The organism is Pseudomonas sp. IT-P258, from assembly GCF_949767825.1.
Taxonomy (GTDB): domain Bacteria; phylum Pseudomonadota; class Gammaproteobacteria; order Pseudomonadales; family Pseudomonadaceae; genus Aquipseudomonas; species Aquipseudomonas monachiensis.
Map to the genome: position 1 here is coordinate 86,208 of NZ_CATKPU010000014.1, position 16,763 is coordinate 102,970.

General features: G+C 61.0%; 20 protein-coding genes. 18 read left to right on the top strand and 2 right to left on the bottom strand.

Annotated features, from left to right (window positions below):
• Positions 1–35: 35 nt before the first annotated feature.
• From fleN to ACM6G4_RS04035, 13 genes are all read left to right on the top strand, one after another.
• Entirely contained in the window at positions 36–866 is an 831-nt protein-coding gene (fleN, locus tag ACM6G4_RS03975) for a flagellar synthesis regulator FleN (protein WP_008001746.1), read from the top strand.
• Positions 863–1,603 (top strand): RNA polymerase sigma factor FliA, encoded by a 741-nt coding sequence (gene fliA / locus ACM6G4_RS03980; protein WP_007894214.1) that lies wholly within the window; start codon positions 863–865, stop codon positions 1,601–1,603. The genes fleN and fliA overlap by 4 nt, the downstream gene beginning before the upstream one ends.
• 167 nt (positions 1,604–1,770) lie before the next feature.
• Positions 1,771–2,142 carry a chemotaxis response regulator CheY gene (locus ACM6G4_RS03985; protein ID WP_003183998.1) on the top strand — a complete coding sequence of 124 codons (372 nt, stop codon included), beginning with the start codon at positions 1,771–1,773 and terminating at the stop codon, positions 2,140–2,142.
• Between the two features lie 21 nt (positions 2,143–2,163).
• Positions 2,164–2,952 carry a protein phosphatase CheZ gene (locus ACM6G4_RS03990; protein WP_008052267.1) on the top strand — a complete coding sequence of 263 codons (789 nt, stop codon included), beginning with the start codon at positions 2,164–2,166 and terminating at the stop codon, positions 2,950–2,952.
• 54 nt (positions 2,953–3,006) lie between these two features.
• Complete coding sequence (locus tag ACM6G4_RS03995; protein WP_414913102.1) at positions 3,007–5,274, top strand: chemotaxis protein CheA; 2,268 nt, start codon at positions 3,007–3,009, stop codon at positions 5,272–5,274.
• A 48-nt stretch (positions 5,275–5,322) separates the two neighbouring features.
• Positions 5,323–6,453, top strand: coding sequence for a protein-glutamate methylesterase/protein-glutamine glutaminase (locus tag ACM6G4_RS04000; RefSeq protein WP_414913103.1), 1,131 nt, complete (start codon positions 5,323–5,325; stop codon positions 6,451–6,453).
• Positions 6,453–7,193, top strand: a complete 741-nt coding sequence (locus ACM6G4_RS04005; RefSeq protein ID WP_057715870.1) for a flagellar motor protein — start codon at positions 6,453–6,455, stop codon at positions 7,191–7,193. The genes ACM6G4_RS04000 and ACM6G4_RS04005 overlap by 1 nt, the downstream gene beginning before the upstream one ends.
• 12 nt (positions 7,194–7,205) lie before the next feature.
• The gene (gene motD, locus ACM6G4_RS04010; protein WP_056721611.1) at positions 7,206–8,096 is read left to right on the top strand and encodes a flagellar motor protein MotD; all 891 of its coding nucleotides are present in this window, start codon (positions 7,206–7,208) and stop codon (positions 8,094–8,096) included.
• Between the two features lie 43 nt (positions 8,097–8,139).
• Positions 8,140–8,928 (top strand): ParA family protein, encoded by a 789-nt coding sequence (locus ACM6G4_RS04015; protein WP_056721613.1) that lies wholly within the window; start codon positions 8,140–8,142, stop codon positions 8,926–8,928.
• Positions 8,929–9,045: 117 nt separating this feature from the next.
• Positions 9,046–9,972 (top strand): CheW domain-containing protein, encoded by a 927-nt coding sequence (locus tag ACM6G4_RS04020; RefSeq protein ID WP_414913104.1) that lies wholly within the window; start codon positions 9,046–9,048, stop codon positions 9,970–9,972.
• Between the two features lie 76 nt (positions 9,973–10,048).
• Positions 10,049–10,534, top strand: coding sequence for a chemotaxis protein CheW (locus tag ACM6G4_RS04025; protein WP_007980742.1), 486 nt, complete (start codon positions 10,049–10,051; stop codon positions 10,532–10,534).
• Positions 10,535–10,927, top strand: a complete 393-nt coding sequence (locus ACM6G4_RS04030) for a DUF2802 domain-containing protein (RefSeq protein WP_056721615.1) — start codon at positions 10,535–10,537, stop codon at positions 10,925–10,927. It abuts the gene before it with no gap.
• Between the two features lie 311 nt (positions 10,928–11,238).
• Positions 11,239–11,736: a DUF6622 family protein gene (locus ACM6G4_RS04035; protein WP_414913105.1), complete on the top strand. Its 498-nt coding sequence runs from the start codon at positions 11,239–11,241 to the stop codon at positions 11,734–11,736.
• A gap of 155 nt (positions 11,737–11,891) precedes the next feature.
• Here the strand turns inward: ACM6G4_RS04035 and ACM6G4_RS04040 are convergent, their stop codons facing one another.
• Positions 11,892–12,221 carry an EscU/YscU/HrcU family type III secretion system export apparatus switch protein gene (locus ACM6G4_RS04040; RefSeq protein WP_414913106.1) on the bottom strand — a complete coding sequence of 110 codons (330 nt, stop codon included), beginning with the start codon at positions 12,219–12,221 and terminating at the stop codon, positions 11,892–11,894.
• The gene (locus ACM6G4_RS04045; RefSeq protein WP_414913107.1) at positions 12,218–13,792 is read right to left on the bottom strand and encodes a flagellar hook-length control protein FliK; all 1,575 of its coding nucleotides are present in this window, start codon (positions 13,790–13,792) and stop codon (positions 12,218–12,220) included. Before ACM6G4_RS04045 ends, ACM6G4_RS04040 begins: the two co-directional genes overlap by 4 nt.
• A 199-nt stretch (positions 13,793–13,991) precedes the next feature.
• On the opposite strand from ACM6G4_RS04045, the gene ccmA reads away from it, so the two are divergent.
• From ccmA to ccmE, 5 genes are all read left to right on the top strand, one after another.
• Complete coding sequence (gene ccmA / locus ACM6G4_RS04050; protein WP_046037681.1) at positions 13,992–14,627, top strand: cytochrome c biogenesis heme-transporting ATPase CcmA; 636 nt, start codon at positions 13,992–13,994, stop codon at positions 14,625–14,627.
• Positions 14,624–15,292, top strand: a complete 669-nt coding sequence (gene ccmB, locus ACM6G4_RS04055) for a heme exporter protein CcmB (RefSeq protein WP_007980754.1) — start codon at positions 14,624–14,626, stop codon at positions 15,290–15,292. The genes ccmA and ccmB overlap by 4 nt, the downstream gene beginning before the upstream one ends.
• 90 nt (positions 15,293–15,382) lie before the next feature.
• The gene (locus ACM6G4_RS04060; protein ID WP_056721625.1) at positions 15,383–16,138 is read left to right on the top strand and encodes a heme ABC transporter permease; all 756 of its coding nucleotides are present in this window, start codon (positions 15,383–15,385) and stop codon (positions 16,136–16,138) included.
• Complete coding sequence (gene ccmD, locus ACM6G4_RS04065; RefSeq protein ID WP_060541438.1) at positions 16,135–16,311, top strand: heme exporter protein CcmD; 177 nt, start codon at positions 16,135–16,137, stop codon at positions 16,309–16,311. The genes ACM6G4_RS04060 and ccmD overlap by 4 nt, the downstream gene beginning before the upstream one ends.
• Entirely contained in the window at positions 16,308–16,763 is a 456-nt protein-coding gene (ccmE, locus tag ACM6G4_RS04070) for a cytochrome c maturation protein CcmE (protein WP_056721628.1), read from the top strand. Before ccmD ends, ccmE begins: the two co-directional genes overlap by 4 nt.

Below are 16,763 nucleotides of genomic sequence, written 5' to 3' on the forward strand. Positions count from 1 at the left end.
GCCTCCGTCTATGCAAGACAAGGTAAAGAAATAACATGGGCAGCATGCATCCCGTACAGGTGATCGCGGTGACCGGCGGCAAAGGTGGCGTCGGGAAAACTAATGTGTCAGTGAACTTGTCCCTGGCTTTGGCCGAGCTTGGCCGGCGCGTCATGCTGTTGGACGCCGACCTTGGACTGGCGAACGTCGACGTTCTGCTGGGCCTGACACCCAAACGTACCCTGGCCGACGTGATCGAAGGCCGCTGCGAACTGCGCGATGTACTGCTGCAGGGACCCGGCGGCATCCGTATCGTTCCGGCCGCATCCGGCACTCAGAGCATGGTGCATCTGAGCCCCGCGCAACACGCCGGCCTGATCCAGGCCTTCAGTGATATCGGCGACAACCTCGACGTACTGGTGATCGACACCGCTGCGGGCATTGGTGACTCGGTAGTCAGTTTCGTCCGAGCAGCCCAGGAAGTGCTGCTGGTGGTGTGCGACGAGCCGACCTCGATCACCGATGCCTACGCCTTGATCAAGTTGCTGAACCGCGACTACGGCATGAACCGCTTCCGCGTCCTGGCCAACATGGCCCAGAGCCCGCAGGAAGGACGCAACCTGTTCGCCAAGTTGACCAAGGTCACGGATCGCTTCCTCGACGTCGCCCTACAATACGTCGGTGCGGTGCCTTACGACGAAAGCGTGCGCAAGGCCGTGCAGAAGCAGCGCGCCGTCTACGAGGCCTTCCCGCGTTCCAAGTGCTCGCTGGCGTTCAAGGCCATCGCGCAGAAGGTCGATACCTGGCCGCTGCCGGCCAACCCGCGCGGGCACCTGGAGTTTTTCGTCGAGCGGCTCGTGCAGCAGACAGCAGGACCTGTTCTATGACAGCCAGCGGCTACAACCTCTACAAGAAGTCGGCACGCGATGCGCAGTACGAGCTGATCGAGCGTTACGCGCCGCTGGTTAAACGCATTGCCTACCACTTGCTGGCGCGTTTGCCGGCCAGTGTCCAGGTCGAAGACCTGATCCAGGCCGGGATGATCGGCCTGCTTGAAGTGTCGACCAAATATGACGCCAGCAAAGGCGCCAGTTTCGAGACGTACGCGGGCATTCGAATCCGCGGCGCCATGCTCGATGAAGTGCGCAAGGGGGACTGGGCGCCACGTTCGGTTCACCGCAATACGCGCATGGTCAGCGATGCCATTCGCTCGATTGAAGCGAAAACCGGCCGTGACGCTAAAGATCACGAAGTTGCGGCCGAACTCCAATTGAGTCTCGACGATTACTACGGGATTTTGAACGACACCCTGGGCAGCCGGCTGTTCAGTTTCGACGATCTGTTGCAGGACGGCGAACACGAAGGGCTGCACGAGGATGGCGCGAGTGCTCATCTCGAGCCGTCACGCGACCTGGAGGATGAACGCTTCCAGGCGGCGCTGGCGGATGCGATTGCCAATTTGCCGGAGCGTGAGCGACTGGTGTTGGCGCTGTACTACGACGAAGAGTTGAACCTCAAGGAAATCGGTGAGGTCCTGGGGGTCAGCGAATCGCGGGTCAGTCAGTTACACAGCCAGTGCGCGGCCCGTTTGCGGGGGCGTTTGGGGGAGTGGCGAGCGCGCTGAAGGCAGTGTGGGGACACTGCGAACGAGGCTGGTGTGGTGTTGAACTGCGCCGGTCGCGATCTGTTGTGCTCCAGACAGTCATTGAGTGCTTTGCCGGATTGATTGAAATGGCGCGTCCAGGTGCTGGGCGCGTTTAAGACTGCTTGGAGGTCGAATTGGACAAGAACATGAAAATCCTCATCGTTGATGACTTCTCAACGATGCGGCGGATCATCAAGAACCTGCTGCGTGACCTTGGGTTCACCAACACCGTCGAGGCCGACGATGGCACTACCGCCATTCCGGTGCTCAACAGCGGAAGCATCGACTTTCTGGTAACGGACTGGAACATGCCTGGCATGACCGGTATCGATCTGCTGCGTCACGTGCGTGCCGATGAAAAGCTCAAGCACCTGCCGGTGCTGATGGTGACCGCTGAAGCCAAGCGCGAGCAGATCATCGAAGCGGCCCAGGCCGGCGTTAACGGCTATGTGGTCAAGCCCTTCACGGCCCAGGCGTTGAAAGAAAAAATCGAGAAGATTTTCGAACGCATCGGTTGATGAGTGCGCCACGGGGGAGCTATGGGCAATAACGAAACTTCATTGGGCGATTTTGAATCGACCCTGAAAAAACACGCCGTCGAATTGGTCGAGAGCCTTGAGAAAGGCAAGTTCGGCGACGCGGTGCAATTGATCCATGAGCTCAACCAGACCCGTGACCGCGGCCTGTATCAGGAAGTGGGCAAGCTCACTCGCGAGCTGCATAGCGCGATCGTCAATTTCCAGATTGACCCGCACATGCCGCAAGCCGAAGAAGTGTCGCAGATCACCGACGCCACCGAGCGCCTGGGGTATGTGGTCAAGCTGACCGAGGCGGCGGCCAACCGCACCATGGATCTGGTGGAAAGTGCCACGCCGCTGGTCAATGGCCTGGCCGATGAAGCCAAGGTGTTGAGCGCGGACTGGGGGCGCTTCATGCGCCGCGAAGTCGGCGCCGAAGAGTTTCGTGAACTGGCCCGGCGGGTCGACGGCTTCCTGACGCGCAGCGGCACGGACAATCGCGCGGTGTCGGGCAACCTCAACGACATCCTGCTCGCCCAGGATTACCAGGACCTCACAGGCCAGGTGATCAAGCGTGTGACCCAGTTGGTCACCGAAGTCGAAAGCAACCTGCTCAAGCTCGTGCTGATGGCCAGCCAGGTGGACCGCTTTGCGGGCATCGAACATGACCGTGAAGCGATGCTTGCTGAAAAAGATCCACAAAAACATCTCTCTCAGGGTGAAGGTCCGCAGATTCATGCCGATAAAAGAGAAGACGTTGTGTCCGGTCAGGACGATGTGGACGATTTGTTATCCAGCCTGGGATTTTAGAGTTTTAGAATTTTAGGTTTTTTGGGTTTTTAGACCTGTAGGAGCACCCCCTTAATGAGCTTCGGCGCCGATGAAGAGATCCTTCAGGATTTCCTGGTTGAGGCCGGCGAGATTCTAGAGCAACTGTCCGAGCAACTGGTCGAGCTGGAAAGCCGTCCGGATGATGCGGATCTGCTCAATGCAATTTTTCGCGGTTTTCACACTGTAAAAGGGGGCGCCGGCTTCCTCCAGCTCAACGAACTGGTGGAGTGCTGCCACATCGCCGAGAACGTGTTCGACATCCTGCGCAAGGGTGAGCGTCGCGTCGACTCGGAACTGATGGACGTGGTTCTCGAAGCCCTGGACGCGGTGAACAGCATGTTCAGCGAAGTCCGCGAACGCAGCCCGATCACGGCCGCGACACCGCAACTGCTCGCGGCGCTGGCCCGGCTGGCCGAGCCGCAATCGGCTGACGAAGTGGCGCCTGCGCCCGTCGCCGAGGTGATTGAAGAACCGGTGGCCGAATCCGGTTCCGACGACATCACCGACACCGAATTCGAACAACTGCTGGACTCGCTGAACGCCGTCAAGGCCCAGGCCGAGGCCCCGACGGTTGCTCCAGCGCCCGCCGGCAATGCCGCTGGCAGCGACGAAATCACCGATGCCGAGTTCGAGTCGTTGCTCGATCAACTGCACGGTAAAGGCCAGTTCGCCGTTGACGCGGTTGTCCCGGCGACCGCTGCGCCAGAAGTGCCGAAAGCGGCTGGCGACAGTTCCGATATTACTGACGACGAATTCGAAGCACTGCTCGACCAGCTGCACGGCAAGGGTAACTTTGCTGTCGAGGCTTTGGAGTCGGCCATTGCTTCGGTGCCTGCACCTGCGGCACCAAGCGCGGTGGCGGCCGGCAGCGATCTGATTTCCGATCACGAGTTCGAAGCGCTGCTCGACGAATTGCACGGCAAAGGCAAGTTCACTGAAGTGGGCGCAACGGCTGGAACCGCAACCGGCGCCAACGCCTCGGTTGTGGCACCTGCCGCCAAGGCAGCCGCGCCGAAACCCGTGGTCAGGGCTCCTGAGCCAAAAGCCGAAACACCGGCCCCTGTGGCCGCCGCCGCACCGGCTGCTGCCCGCGCCCCGGCCGCGCCTGCTGCGGAAAAACCGGCGAGCGAAGCCGAGACCACCGTGCGTGTCGATACCGCGCGTCTCGACGAGATCATGAACATGGTCGGCGAGTTGGTGCTGGTGCGTAACCGCCTGGTCCGCCTGGGTCTCAACAGCGGCGACGAAGCCATGTCCAAGGCCGTGTCGAACCTCGACGTGGTCACCGCCGACCTGCAAACCGCGGTCATGAAGACCCGGATGCAACCGATCAAGAAAGTCTTCGGACGCTTCCCGCGCCTGGTCCGCGACCTGGCTCGCCAGCTCAAGAAAGAGATCAACCTGGAACTGGTCGGTGAAGAAACCGACCTCGACAAGAACCTCGTCGAGGCCCTGGCCGATCCGTTGGTCCACTTGGTGCGCAACGCAGTTGACCACGGCATCGAATCTCCGGAAGAGCGCGAAGCCTCGGGCAAGGCCCGTGGCGGCAAGGTGATCCTGGCGGCCGAGCAGGAGGGCGATCACATCCTGCTGTCGATCTCCGATGACGGCAAAGGCATGGACCCGAATGTCCTGCGTTCCATCGCGGTTAAACGCGGTGTGATGGACAAGGATGCCGCCGATCGCCTGAGCGACACCGAATGCTACAACCTGATCTTCGCCCCGGGTTTCTCGACCAAGACCGAGATCTCCGACGTGTCGGGTCGCGGCGTGGGCATGGACGTGGTGAAAACCAAGATTTCCCAGCTCAACGGCTCGATCAACATCTACTCGGCCAAGGGCCAGGGTTCGAAGATCGTCATCAAGGTGCCGCTGACCCTGGCGATCATGCCGACCCTGATGGTCATGCTCGGCAACCAGGCGTTCGCGTTCCCGCTGGTGAACGTCAACGAGATCTTCCACCTCGACCTGTCGACCACCAACGTCGTGGACGGCCAGGAAGTGGTGATCGTGCGGGACAAGGCGCTGCCATTGTTCTATCTCAAACGCTGGCTGGTCAGCTCCGCCGCTCATGAAGAGCAGCGCGAGGGCCATGTGGTGATCCTTTCGGTGGGCACGCAGCGGATCGGCTTTGTCGTCGATCAACTGGTGGGCCAGGAAGAAGTGGTCATCAAGCCATTGGGCAAAATGCTCCAGGGAACTCCGGGCATGTCCGGCGCCACCATTACCGGTGACGGCCGCATCGCGCTGATTCTCGATGTTCCGAGCATGCTCAAGCGTTACGCCACACGGCGTATTTGATTCTGGTGGAGCGGGGCGCCTGGCCTCGCTCCATCTAATGGAGTGTTTATGGCAGTCAAAGTCCTGGTGGTGGACGATTCGGGGTTTTTCCGCCGCCGCGTCTCGGAAATTCTTTCAGCGGATTCCAATATCCAGGTCGTCGGAACGGCGACCAACGGCAAAGAGGCGATTGATCAGGCGCTGGCCCTCAAGCCCGACGTGATCACCATGGACTACGAGATGCCGATGATGGACGGCATCACTGCCGTGCGGCACATCATGCAACGCTGCCCGACCCCGGTCCTGATGTTCTCATCGCTGACCCACGAAGGCGCCCGGGTCACCCTCGATGCGCTGGATGCCGGCGCGGTGGACTTCCTGCCGAAGAATTTCGAAGACATCTCGCGCAACCCCGAGAAGGTCAAGCAGCTGCTGTGCGAAAAGATCCTGAGCATCTCGCGCAGCAATCGTCGCGTCAGCACTTACAGCGCTCCGGCGCCTGTGGCCGCACCCGCTCCAACACCCGCGCCTTCCAGTATCGGCAGTTACGGCAGCAGCGCGCCCGTGCGTCCGGCGCCGGCACCGATCCCTGCGCGGACCCATGGGGCCACGGCGGCGTCGCCCGCGCCGAAACGCAAAGCCTACAAACTGGTGGCCATCGGTACGTCCACTGGCGGCCCGGTCGCGCTGCAGCGGGTCTTGACCCAATTGCCGGCCAACTTCCCGGCCCCGATCGTGCTGGTCCAACACATGCCGGCCGCCTTCACCAAGGCCTTCGCCGAGCGCCTGGACAAGCTCTGCCGCATCAGCGTCAAGGAAGCCGAGGATGGCGATATCCTGCGTCCGGGCCTGGCGCTACTGGCGCCGGGTGGCAAGCAGATGATGATCGACGGCCGTGGCGCGGTGAAAATCCTCCCGGGTGACGAACGTCTCAACTACAAGCCGTGCGTGGACATCACCTTCGGTTCGGCAGCCAGGACCTACGGTGACAAAGTTCTGGCGGTGGTCCTGACCGGCATGGGCGCCGACGGCCGCGAAGGCGCGCGCCTGCTCAAGCAGGGCGGCAGTTCGATCTGGGCGCAGGACGAAGCCAGTTGCGTGATCTACGGCATGCCGATGGCCATCGTCAAAGCTGAACTCGCCGACGCGGTGTACAGCCTCGACGACATTGGCAAGCACCTGGTCGAGGCCTGTATCTGATGGATGTTCTAAGCCTGATTGGCATCATCATGGCCTTTGTCGCCATCATCGGCGGCAACTACCTTGAAGGCGGTCACCTCGGCGCCCTGGCCAACGGCCCGGCAGCGCTGATCGTGCTCGGCGGCACCATTGGCGCCGCGCTGCTGCAATCGCCGATGAGCGCCTTCAAGCGCGCCATGCAGATCCTCGCCTGGATCCTGTTCCCGCCCCGTGTCGACCTGGCCGGTGGCATCGACCGCGTGGTGAACTGGAGCCTGACCGCCCGCAAGGAAGGCCTGCTGGGCCTCGAAGGCATCGCTGACGCCGAGCCCGACAACTACGCACGCAAAGGTCTGCAACTGCTGGTTGACGGCGCCGAGCCGGAAGCGATCCGCAGCATTCTGGAAGTGGATTTCTACACCCAGGAAAGCCGCGACATCGAAGCGGCCAAGGTCTTCGAAAGCATGGGCGGTTACGCGCCGACCATCGGCATCATCGGTGCGGTGATGGGCCTGATTCATGTCATGGGCAACCTCGCTGATCCATCGCAACTGGGCAGCGGTATTGCCGTGGCGTTCGTCGCCACCATCTACGGCGTGGCCAGTGCCAACCTGGTGCTGCTGCCGATCGCCGCCAAACTCAAATCCATTGCGTTGCGCCAGTCGCGTTATCGCGAAATGCTGCTGGAAGGGCTCCTGTCGATCGCCGAAGGTGAAAACCCACGCTCCATTGAGTTGAAGCTTCAGGGCTTCATGGATTAAGGGAATAAACTCATGGCCCGTCGTCGGCATCAGGAAGAACACGTTAACCACGAGCGCTGGCTGGTGTCCTATGCGGACTTCATCACCTTGCTGTTCGCCTTTTTCGTGGTGATGTACTCGATCTCGTCGATCAACGAAGGCAAGTACAAGGTCATTTCCGAGGCGCTGATCGGGGTCTTTACCGATTCCGATCGTTCGCTCAAGCCCATCCCGATCGGTGACGAGCGGCCGAAGACCGTGACCCCGGCCAAGCCGCTGGTCAAGGACAGTGACCAGGTCGATGCCGGCGTCTCCGGCGCCAGCGATCCGCTCAAGAGCATTGCCGACGACATCAGTGCGGCGTTCGGTGACCTGATCAGCTCCAACCAGATGACCGTGCGCGGCAACGAGTTGTGGGTCGAGATCGAACTCAATTCCAGCCTGTTGTTCGGCAGCGGTGACGCCATGCCCAGCGACATCGCGTTCAACATCATCGACAAGGTCGCGGCGATCCTGAAACCGTTCGACAACCCGATCCATGTCGAAGGTTTCACCGACGATCAACCGATCCGCACCGCGCAGTACCCGACCAACTGGGAGCTGTCCTCGGCCCGCTCGGCGAGCATCGTGCGCATGCTGGCGATGCAGGGAGTGAACCCCGGTCGCCTGGCTTCGGTGGGTTACGGCGAGTTTCAGCCGGTGGCCAACAACGCCACCGCTGAAGGCCGCGCCCGCAATCGTCGCGTGGTGCTGGTGGTATCGCGCAACCTCGATGTTCGCCGCAGCCTGACCGGCACCGGAACCGCCCATGCGCAACCGGATGCCGCATTGAAGCGTGCTGGCACACAAACTGCACCGACCCCGGTCAAGTCGCCGGTACGAGAGAACGCCGTCAATTCTCCGTCACCCGCATTAACACGTTGAGCTATTTCTCGGTCGATCCGTTCGGCCGGGAGGAACAATCCGAATGAGAGTCTGGGCAGTCGCCAATCAAAAGGGTGGTGTCGGTAAAACCACTTCCTCCATCGCTTTAGCCGGTTTACTGGCGGAGGCGGGCAAGCGCGTGGTCGTGGTCGATCTCGACCCCCACGGCTCGATGACCAGCTACTTCGGCTACGATCCCGACGCCCTGGAGCACAGCAGCTACGACCTGTTCCTGCACAAGGGCAACGTGCCCCAGGGCCTGCCGGGTCAACTGCTGCTGTCGACCAGTGACGAACGCATCTCCCTGTTGCCCTCCAGCACCGCGCTGGCCACCCTTGAGCGCCAGTCGCCGGGGCAGAGCGGTTTGGGCCTGGTGATTGCCAAGAGCCTGGCGCAATTGTGGCAGGACTTCGATTACGCCGTGATCGACAGCCCGCCCTTGCTTGGCGTGCTGATGGTCAATGCCTTGGCGGCGAGCCAGCAGCTGGTGATCCCGGTGCAGACCGAACACCTGGCGGTCAAGGGCCTGGAGCGCATGGTCAACACCCTGGCGATGATTAACCGTTCGCGCAAACAGGCGTTGCCCTTCACCATCGTGCCGACCCTGTTTGACCGACGCACCCAGGCGTCCCTCGGAACCTTGCGCGTGCTGCGCGACAAATTCCCCGAGGAAATCTGGCAAGGCTACATCCCGGTGGACACGCGCCTGCGCGATGCCAGCCGCGCCGGTCTGACGCCTTCGCAGTTCGACGGCAAGAGCCGTGGCGTTCTCGCTTACCGCGCGTTGCTCAAGCATCTGCTGGCGGCGCAACTTGTCGCGCAGGTGGCGTGACATGAGCCCAATTCCCGTAGGAGCTGCCGCAGGCTGCGATCTTTTGATCTTGCTTGGCGGAGCCCTTGATATCGCTAAAAGATCGCAGCCTGCGGCAGCTCCTACAGGGGGATGCCGATGAATCGGCCATTGAAGCTCACATCGCGCCCGCAACTGGCGTTGCAGTCGTACCTGGACAGCCTGCTGCAAGACGCGACCGAGGACATGGCGCCTGAGATTGAGGCGCTGGCCGAAGTTGTCGAAGCGGTGAAAGTCATCGAAGAGCAAGCCGTGCTGGACGAGTTCCAGGCTGCGGTGCTCGAGGAGCAGGTCCGGGATGCACAGAAGACCGCTGTGGCTGCCGCGCCGGTTGTTGCGCCTTTGGCAAAGACTCCCGTAGCCGTGGCCGAAGCCCCGGAACCCGTTCTGGCGCCGGTTTCGACCCTTGCGCCACTGTTGCAAACCCTGGTGGTTCCCGTCATTGAGGAGCCTGCGGCGCTGGTGCCGCCAGTCGTTGAAGTGCACCTGCCGCCGAGCAATACGCCGCCACCGGTGGAAACCGATGGTCGGCCGTCCTGGGCTGCCGAACCCTTCGAATGCCTGTTGTTCGATGTTGCCGGCTTGACCCTGGCGGTGCCGCTGGTGTGCCTGGGGTCGATTTACTCCCTGGCCGGCCACGAGTTGACGCCGTTGTTCGGCCAGCCGGAGTGGTTCCTGGGCATCCTGCCGAGCCAGGCCGGCAACCTCAAGGTGCTCGATACCGCGCGTTGGGTCATGCCCGACCGTTATCGCGACGATTTCAAGCAGGGCCTGCAATACGTGATTTCGGTGCAAGGCTACGAGTGGGGGCTGGCGGTGCATCAGGTCAGCCGTTCGTTGCGCCTGAACCCGAATGAAATCAAATGGAGAAGTCACCGAGGTCAGCGGCCATGGCTCGCCGGCACGGTGATTGAACACATGTGCGCCTTGCTCGATGTCGCCTCGTTGGCCGAGTTGATCGCAAGTGGCGGCGCCAGGCACATGTCCGGCAGCAAGCCGGGCCACAAACCGACATCAGTCAAATAAACAAAACAGGCGACGTCACTCTGATGATGTTGCACAGAACACACACCGCCAGGGCGGTTTCTTGAGGGGGCAGGGTATGAATGACAAGGCAACGGCGGCAAAGGGTTCCGAAGATCCGATCCTGCAATGGGTCACCTTCAAGCTGGACAACGAGACCTACGGCATCAACGTGATGCGTGTCCAGGAAGTCCTGCGCTACACCGAAATCGCCCCGGTCCCGGGTGCCCCGAGCTACGTGCTGGGCATCATCAACCTGCGCGGCAACGTCGTCACCGTGATCGACACCCGCCAGCGCTTCGGCCTGATGAATGCCGAGATCAGCGACAACACCCGTATCGTCATCATCGAAGCCGACAAGCAGGTGGTCGGGATCATGGTCGACAGCGTGGCCGAAGTTGTTTACCTGCGTCAGTCGGAAATCGAAACCGCGCCGAACGTGGGTAACGAAGAGTCCGCCAAGTTCATTCAAGGCGTGTGCAACAAGAACAACGAATTACTCATCCTGGTCGAGCTCGACAAGATGATGAGCGAAGAAGAATGGTCGGAACTGGAGAGTATCTGATTGATTCTCGAGGTGGCGGTCATTGTCCTGTTCCTGTTCTGGGCAGGCACGCTGGCAATGTTCCTGGCGTACATTCGCGGTCAGAAGCAGATCGTCGCGCAACAGGCCAAGGTTGATGCGCTGCGCGATCAGCGCATCAAGGACCTGGCCAAGCGCGTCGACGACTACCAGAACGGCAACGTGCGCATGGGCGAAGACCTGCATGAACTGCGGGCGATCGTGGCGCCCTTGCCGGACAAACTCGCTCAGCTGGAACAACGCGACCCCACAAGCCTGTCGTTTGCCCAGGCGGCGCGACTGGTCGGGATGGGCGCCAGCGTCAACGAACTGACCCAGTCCTGCGGCTTGACCCAGGCTGAAGCGGAGTTGATGAGCAAGCTGCACAAGAACTGAGTGTTGCGATCAGGCTGAAATCGCTTTCGTCGGAACGCCGCCCGGAGCAAGCCCGCTCCCACACTGGATCAATGTCGTACACAAAATTTGTGTTCACAGAAGACCAAATGTGGGAGCGGGCTTGCTCGCGAAGGCGTCTTAGAATACGCAGCAATCTTCCCCGCGATCCGACTCATTCCTCTCTATCTTCAGACAGGGATTACGCTGTCGTAGTCTCCTGCCTATAACATTCTCAGATCCCACCGTCTTGTGATCGCAAACAGCGATCAGTAGTTTGATCTGCTCAAACATACACAGTGCCAGGAAGGCTTATGATCGACATTTTGCGTGGTACACCGCTGTGGGTTTATGCGGTGTTTTTTATTCTGAGCTACTACGGTGTCAGCGCCTGTTTCAGGAGCCACGTATCGAAAAGGTCATTGCAGATATCGCCCGTGATATTCGTGGCGTTGTCCCTCGCATCGCTCAATCCCTCCCAGGAAATTGCAATCCAGCTTTCAGTCTATACATTGGGATTGCTTGCGGGGTGGTTGCTGGCACTGCGTTTTTTCTCGTACAACAATGTGCAGTGCGAGGGGCAACATCTGGTTCTACCCGGTACGATCAAGGTACTGATTGTGTATTGGGGCTTTTTTGCCTGGCGTTATTACGAAGGTTACCAGGCGGCCATGTACCCGGAACTGGCCAATGAAATGTCGGCGGTCGCGGGGGCGGCGCTGGGGGCAGGGCTCATCAATGGTTTGATTGTTGGTCGCAGTTTCAGGCTATTGCGTTTTTTCAGGTTTGAACACGTGACGCCTCGGAGTTGATGAGCAAGTTGCGCAAGAACTGAGTTTTACAGTTTCTTGAGATTGCTATCGCGAGCAAGCTCGCTCCCACAGTAGTTGTATCTCGTACACAAAATACGTGTTCACTGAAGATCAAATGTGGGAGCGAGCTTGCTCGCGATGGCGGCCTTGAAAACTCAGTAGTCTTCCCCGCGTTCGGTAACATCCTTCTCCACCATCAGCGCATCCGGTTCCTGCCCCGCCGGAAACTTCCCCTTCAAATTCCACGCAAACGCAATGATCTCGGCAATCGTCAGATAGAGTTCCTGCGCAATGCTATCCCCCAACTCCATCCTCGCCAGCAGCCTCACCAGCTCTGCGTTTTCGTAGATTGGCACTTCGCAGTCGCGGGCAATGCGCAGGATTTCTTCCGCCAGCGCTTCGTCGCCCTTGGCGGTGAGGGTGGGGGCGTGGGTGCCGTCGTATTTGAGGGCGATGGCCTGGCGTGGGGCGTTGGGGTTTTTCATGCGGTTTCGTCGACCCAGCGTTGTTCGAGGCGGGTTTGCGGGCCTTGGGGGGGCGTGCCGAGGTGGCAATCGAGGTCGCCGACGTTCAGGCCGGCGGACAGCAAGCGGTCACGCAGCCCGCTCAGGTTGCTCTCGATCAGGCTGGCGGTGTAAGGCCGTTCTGCCCAGAGCTGGCTGGAGAGGCTGCCATTGATCAGTTGCGCCTGGATTTGCAGCGGCCCCAAAGGCTCCATGGCGAAGGCCAGTTCCACACGCCACAGCTGTTGTTTGGGGTCGCGTTCTTCGCGACGTTCCTTGGGCTGTTCTTTTTCGGGTGAGTCTTCACGCTGGAACTTGACCTGCAAGGGCACGATGTCCTGCATGTTGCGCATCGGGATTTCCAGTTGCCAGGTGCTCATCAGCCGTCCGTCGGCAGTTACACCGGTTTGTTCCAGGCTCGACAGTTGATGGCTTTGCAGGCGTGAAACCGCGGCGGCGGCCAGGCGCAGCAGGTGTTCGAGGTCGTTTTCGCCGTCGGCGCCTTGCAACTGGCGTTCGGGCAGCGGGAAGCCGGTCGGCGACGGCTTGGCACTGACCTGGCCGAGCATGCCCAAAGCATTGCGGACAAAATTCGGCATGGCCTGGGCCAGGGTGTTGGCGGCGATGACCGCGCCGAGGCTGGTGTTGGCCGGCAAGCCCTGACTCAATTGCGCAACCAGTTTGAGCAGGTCGCCTTTCATGTCCGGCGCGAGCGTCGGGTTTTGCCCGGTGAGCAGTTTGCTTTCGAGAAACACACCGCTGCTGGCCAGGGCCTGGGCGAGGCCCTTGGGGGTGCTCAGCTGTTGAACATCCGGCAGGCCAGCGAGCAACCGGGCAGCGGCGCTGCGCAATTCAACGGATGTCTGGTCCGAGGGCGCAAGGTTCTGCAGCAGCTTGAGCAAGCCATCCAGCGAGCCCTGGCGGCTTTGCTGGTCGACCAGTTGCCGGGTCACCGCCAGTTGTTCCTGTCGGTTGCCCAGGGGCACGAATTTCACGGTCTGGGCGTCTTGCACCTGCGCGCTCAACAAGGTGCCAATGCGCAAGGGCCGGGGGCTGTCGATGCTCAGGGTGCTGCCGTTCAGTGCGGTATTAAGCAGGCCCACCATCGAGCGAAACACCGTGGGCTGGCCGGGCACCTGGGGCAGCACTTGCGAGGTCAGCACCTTGCCCTGCAGCAGGGTGCCAACGGGCAGTTGCGCGGTGTCGAGGCGGGTGAGGGTGGTGACGTTGGAGGCAATGGCCTGTTGTACCGTCACGGCCAGGTTGCCGGCCGAGGGCTGGCTGACGACCAGCGTGGTGCCCTGGGCCAGCGGTTGATTACTGGTGGTCTGGACCGTGGTCTGGCGGCCGCTGTCGAGGGTGACCTTGAGCAGCATCTGGAAAGTCTGGTCCGCCTGCTTGAGCGACAACACTTCGGCCTGGGCGGTTTGACCGACGCTGATCAGCCCCTCCACCGGCGTCAGCAACTTGAGCAACTCACCGCTGACCACCTGCGGGCGCGAAGTCGCCGGGAGGGTTTGCGGTAGCGGGAGGATGTTCATTTCGCCTGTCATACGCGGTCACAACCTGAGGAAAATGCACTCTTTAGAGTAAGGCATGGCATGTATAATGCCGCGCCGTTGTATCCAAAAATGGCGAAAACTTTGCAATTGTTTGACGCAGCTCTCTAGAACAAGACGTCATTGCATCTATGCTGCATCTCTTTAACGGCCGCGCCAGAGCCGACTTGAACCGTATAAGGCCCGTGATCCCTTGACCAGTCCTGTCCTGCAAACCGTTGCCCTTGCCTGTGAGCGAGACCTTCGGCTGCTCTTCGAAAATCTCGATTTGAGACTGGCCAGTGGCGAAATGATGCAAATCAGCGGCCCCAACGGCAGTGGCAAGACCAGCCTGTTGCGCCTGCTCTCGGGGCTGATGCAGCCGACCGCCGGTCAGGTGCTGCTCAACGGCCAGCCGCTGAACGAACAACGCGGTGAGCTGGCGCGCAACCTGCTGTGGATCGGCCACGCTGCCGGGATCAAGGATTTGCTGACGCCGGAAGAGAACCTGAGCTGGCTGTGCGCCTTGCATCATCCGGCGACCCACGAGGCGATCTGGCAGGCGCTGGCCGCGGTCGGCCTGCGTGGTTTCGAGGATGTGCCTTGTCACACCCTGTCTGCCGGTCAGCAGCGACGCGTCGCCCTGGCGCGCCTTTACCTGGACAGTCCGCCGCTGTGGATCCTCGATGAACCCTTTACCGCCCTCGACAAGCAGGGCGTGGCACAGCTTGAATCTCATCTGGCCGGCCACTGCGAACGCGGCGGCATGGTGGTGTTGACCACCCACCACACGCTGAGCCGGATGCCGGCCGGTTATCGCGACATCGATCTGGGGAGCTGGGCCGTATGAGTGTTTTCGGCCTGCTGGTCGCCCGTGAGGCCCGTCTGTTGTTCCGCCGCCCGGCGGAACTGGCCAATCCACTGGTGTTCTTCGCCATTGTCGTTTCGCTGTTCCCGCTGGCGGTCGGACCTGAGTCTCAATTGTTGCAAACCTTGTCTCCGGGACTGGTCTGGGTCGCGGCGCTTTTATCGGTTTTGCTCTCGCTGGACGGGCTTTTCCGCAGTGATTTCGAGGATGGATCCCTCGAACAGTGGGTCCTTTCGCCGCACCCCCTGGCTCTTCTGGTTTTGGCCAAGGTGCTGGCACACTGGGCTTTTTCCGGCCTGGCACTGGTTTTGCTCGCGCCTTTGCTGGCGCTGATGCTCGGTTTGCCTGCCGCCTGTCTGCCAGTGTTGCTGCTTTCGTTGCTGCTCGGTACACCGGTACTGAGCCTGCTCGGTGCAGTGGGCGCGGCACTGACGGTGGGCTTGAAACGCGGTGGTCTGCTGCTGGCACTGCTGATTCTGCCGTTGTACATCCCGGTGTTGATCCTCGGCAGTGGCGCCTTGCAGGCTGCCTTGCAGGGAATGCCGGCGACCGGTTATCTCCTGTGGCTTGGCAGCCTGACCGCCCTGGCGATAACCCTGACACCTTTTGCAATAGCTGCTGGCCTGAAGATCAGCGTCGGCGAATAATAACGAGGCCTGGTCATTTTTTGATCACTTCTTTTGACGGAAGGCAGGCCCTGGCTCTTCACAGTAAAGAGCAACCGTGATGGAAACAGTATGAACTGGACGTGGTTTCACAAGCTTGGCTCGCCCAAATGGTTTTACGGCATCAGCGGCAAACTGCTGCCCTGGCTGAGCGTTGCGGCGTTGCTGCTGATCGGCGTTGGCGTGGTCTGGGGCCTGGCCTTCGCGCCGCCGGACTACCAGCAGGGCAACAGCTTCCGCATCATCTATATCCACGTCCCGGCCGCCATGCTGGCGCAGTCCATCTATGTGATGCTGGCGGTGTGCGGCATCGTCAGCCTCGTGTGGAAGATGAAACTGGCCGACGTCGCCCTGCAATGCGCGGCGCCCATCGGTGCGTGGATGACCGCCGTGGCGCTGGTCACCGGGGCGATCTGGGGCAAGCCGACCTGGGGCTCGTGGTGGGTCTGGGATGCACGCCTGACGTCCATGCTTATCCTGCTGTTCCTGTACTTCGGTCTCATTGCGCTGGGCAACGCGATCAGCAATCGTGACAGCGCGGCCAAGGCTTGCGCGGTGCTGGCGATCGTCGGCGTGATCAACATCCCGATCATCAAATACTCGGTGGAGTGGTGGAACACCCTGCACCAGGGCGCGACCTTCACCCTCACCGAAAAGCCGGCGATGCCCGCCGAGATGTGGCTGCCATTGCTGCTGACGGCGTTGGGTTTCTACTGTTTCTTCGGCGCGGTCCTGCTGCTGCGCATGCGTCTTGAAGTGCTCAAGCGCGAAGCCCGCGCCAGTTGGGTCAAAGCCGAAGTGGAAAACAGCCTGGAGGTCGCTCGATGAGTTTTGCTTCATTCGGCGACTTCATCGCCATGGGTCATCATGGCCTGTATGTCTGGTCAGCCTATGGCATCTGCCTGGCGGTACTGACCCTCAACGTGGCGGCGCCGATCCTGGCCCGCAAGCGGTATCTGCAACAAGAGGCGCGTCGTCTGCGCCGGGAGAACGGCAAGTGAATCCGCTGCGCAAAAAGCGTCTTATCATCATTCTCGCGATCCTGGTCGGGGTCGGCGCTGCCGTCGGCCTGGCCCTGAGTGCCCTGCAGCAGAACATCAACCTGTTTTACACGCCGACCCAGATCGCCAACGGCGAAGCCCCGCAGGACACGCGTATCCGTGCCGGCGGCATGGTCGAGGCCGGCTCCTTGCAGCGCTCCGGCGACTCGCTGGACGTGAAGTTCGTGGTCACCGACTTCAACAAATCCGTGACCATCACTTATCGCGGCATCCTGCCGGACCTGTTCCGCGAAGGGCAGGGCATCGTCGCCTTGGGCAAGCTCAATGCCGATGGCGTGGTGGTGGCCGATGAGGTGCTGGCCAAGCACGATGAGAAGTACATGCCGCCAGAAGTGACCAAAGCCCTGAAAGACAGCGGCCAGTCGGCACCCACTCCCGTGAAAGAGGGCTAA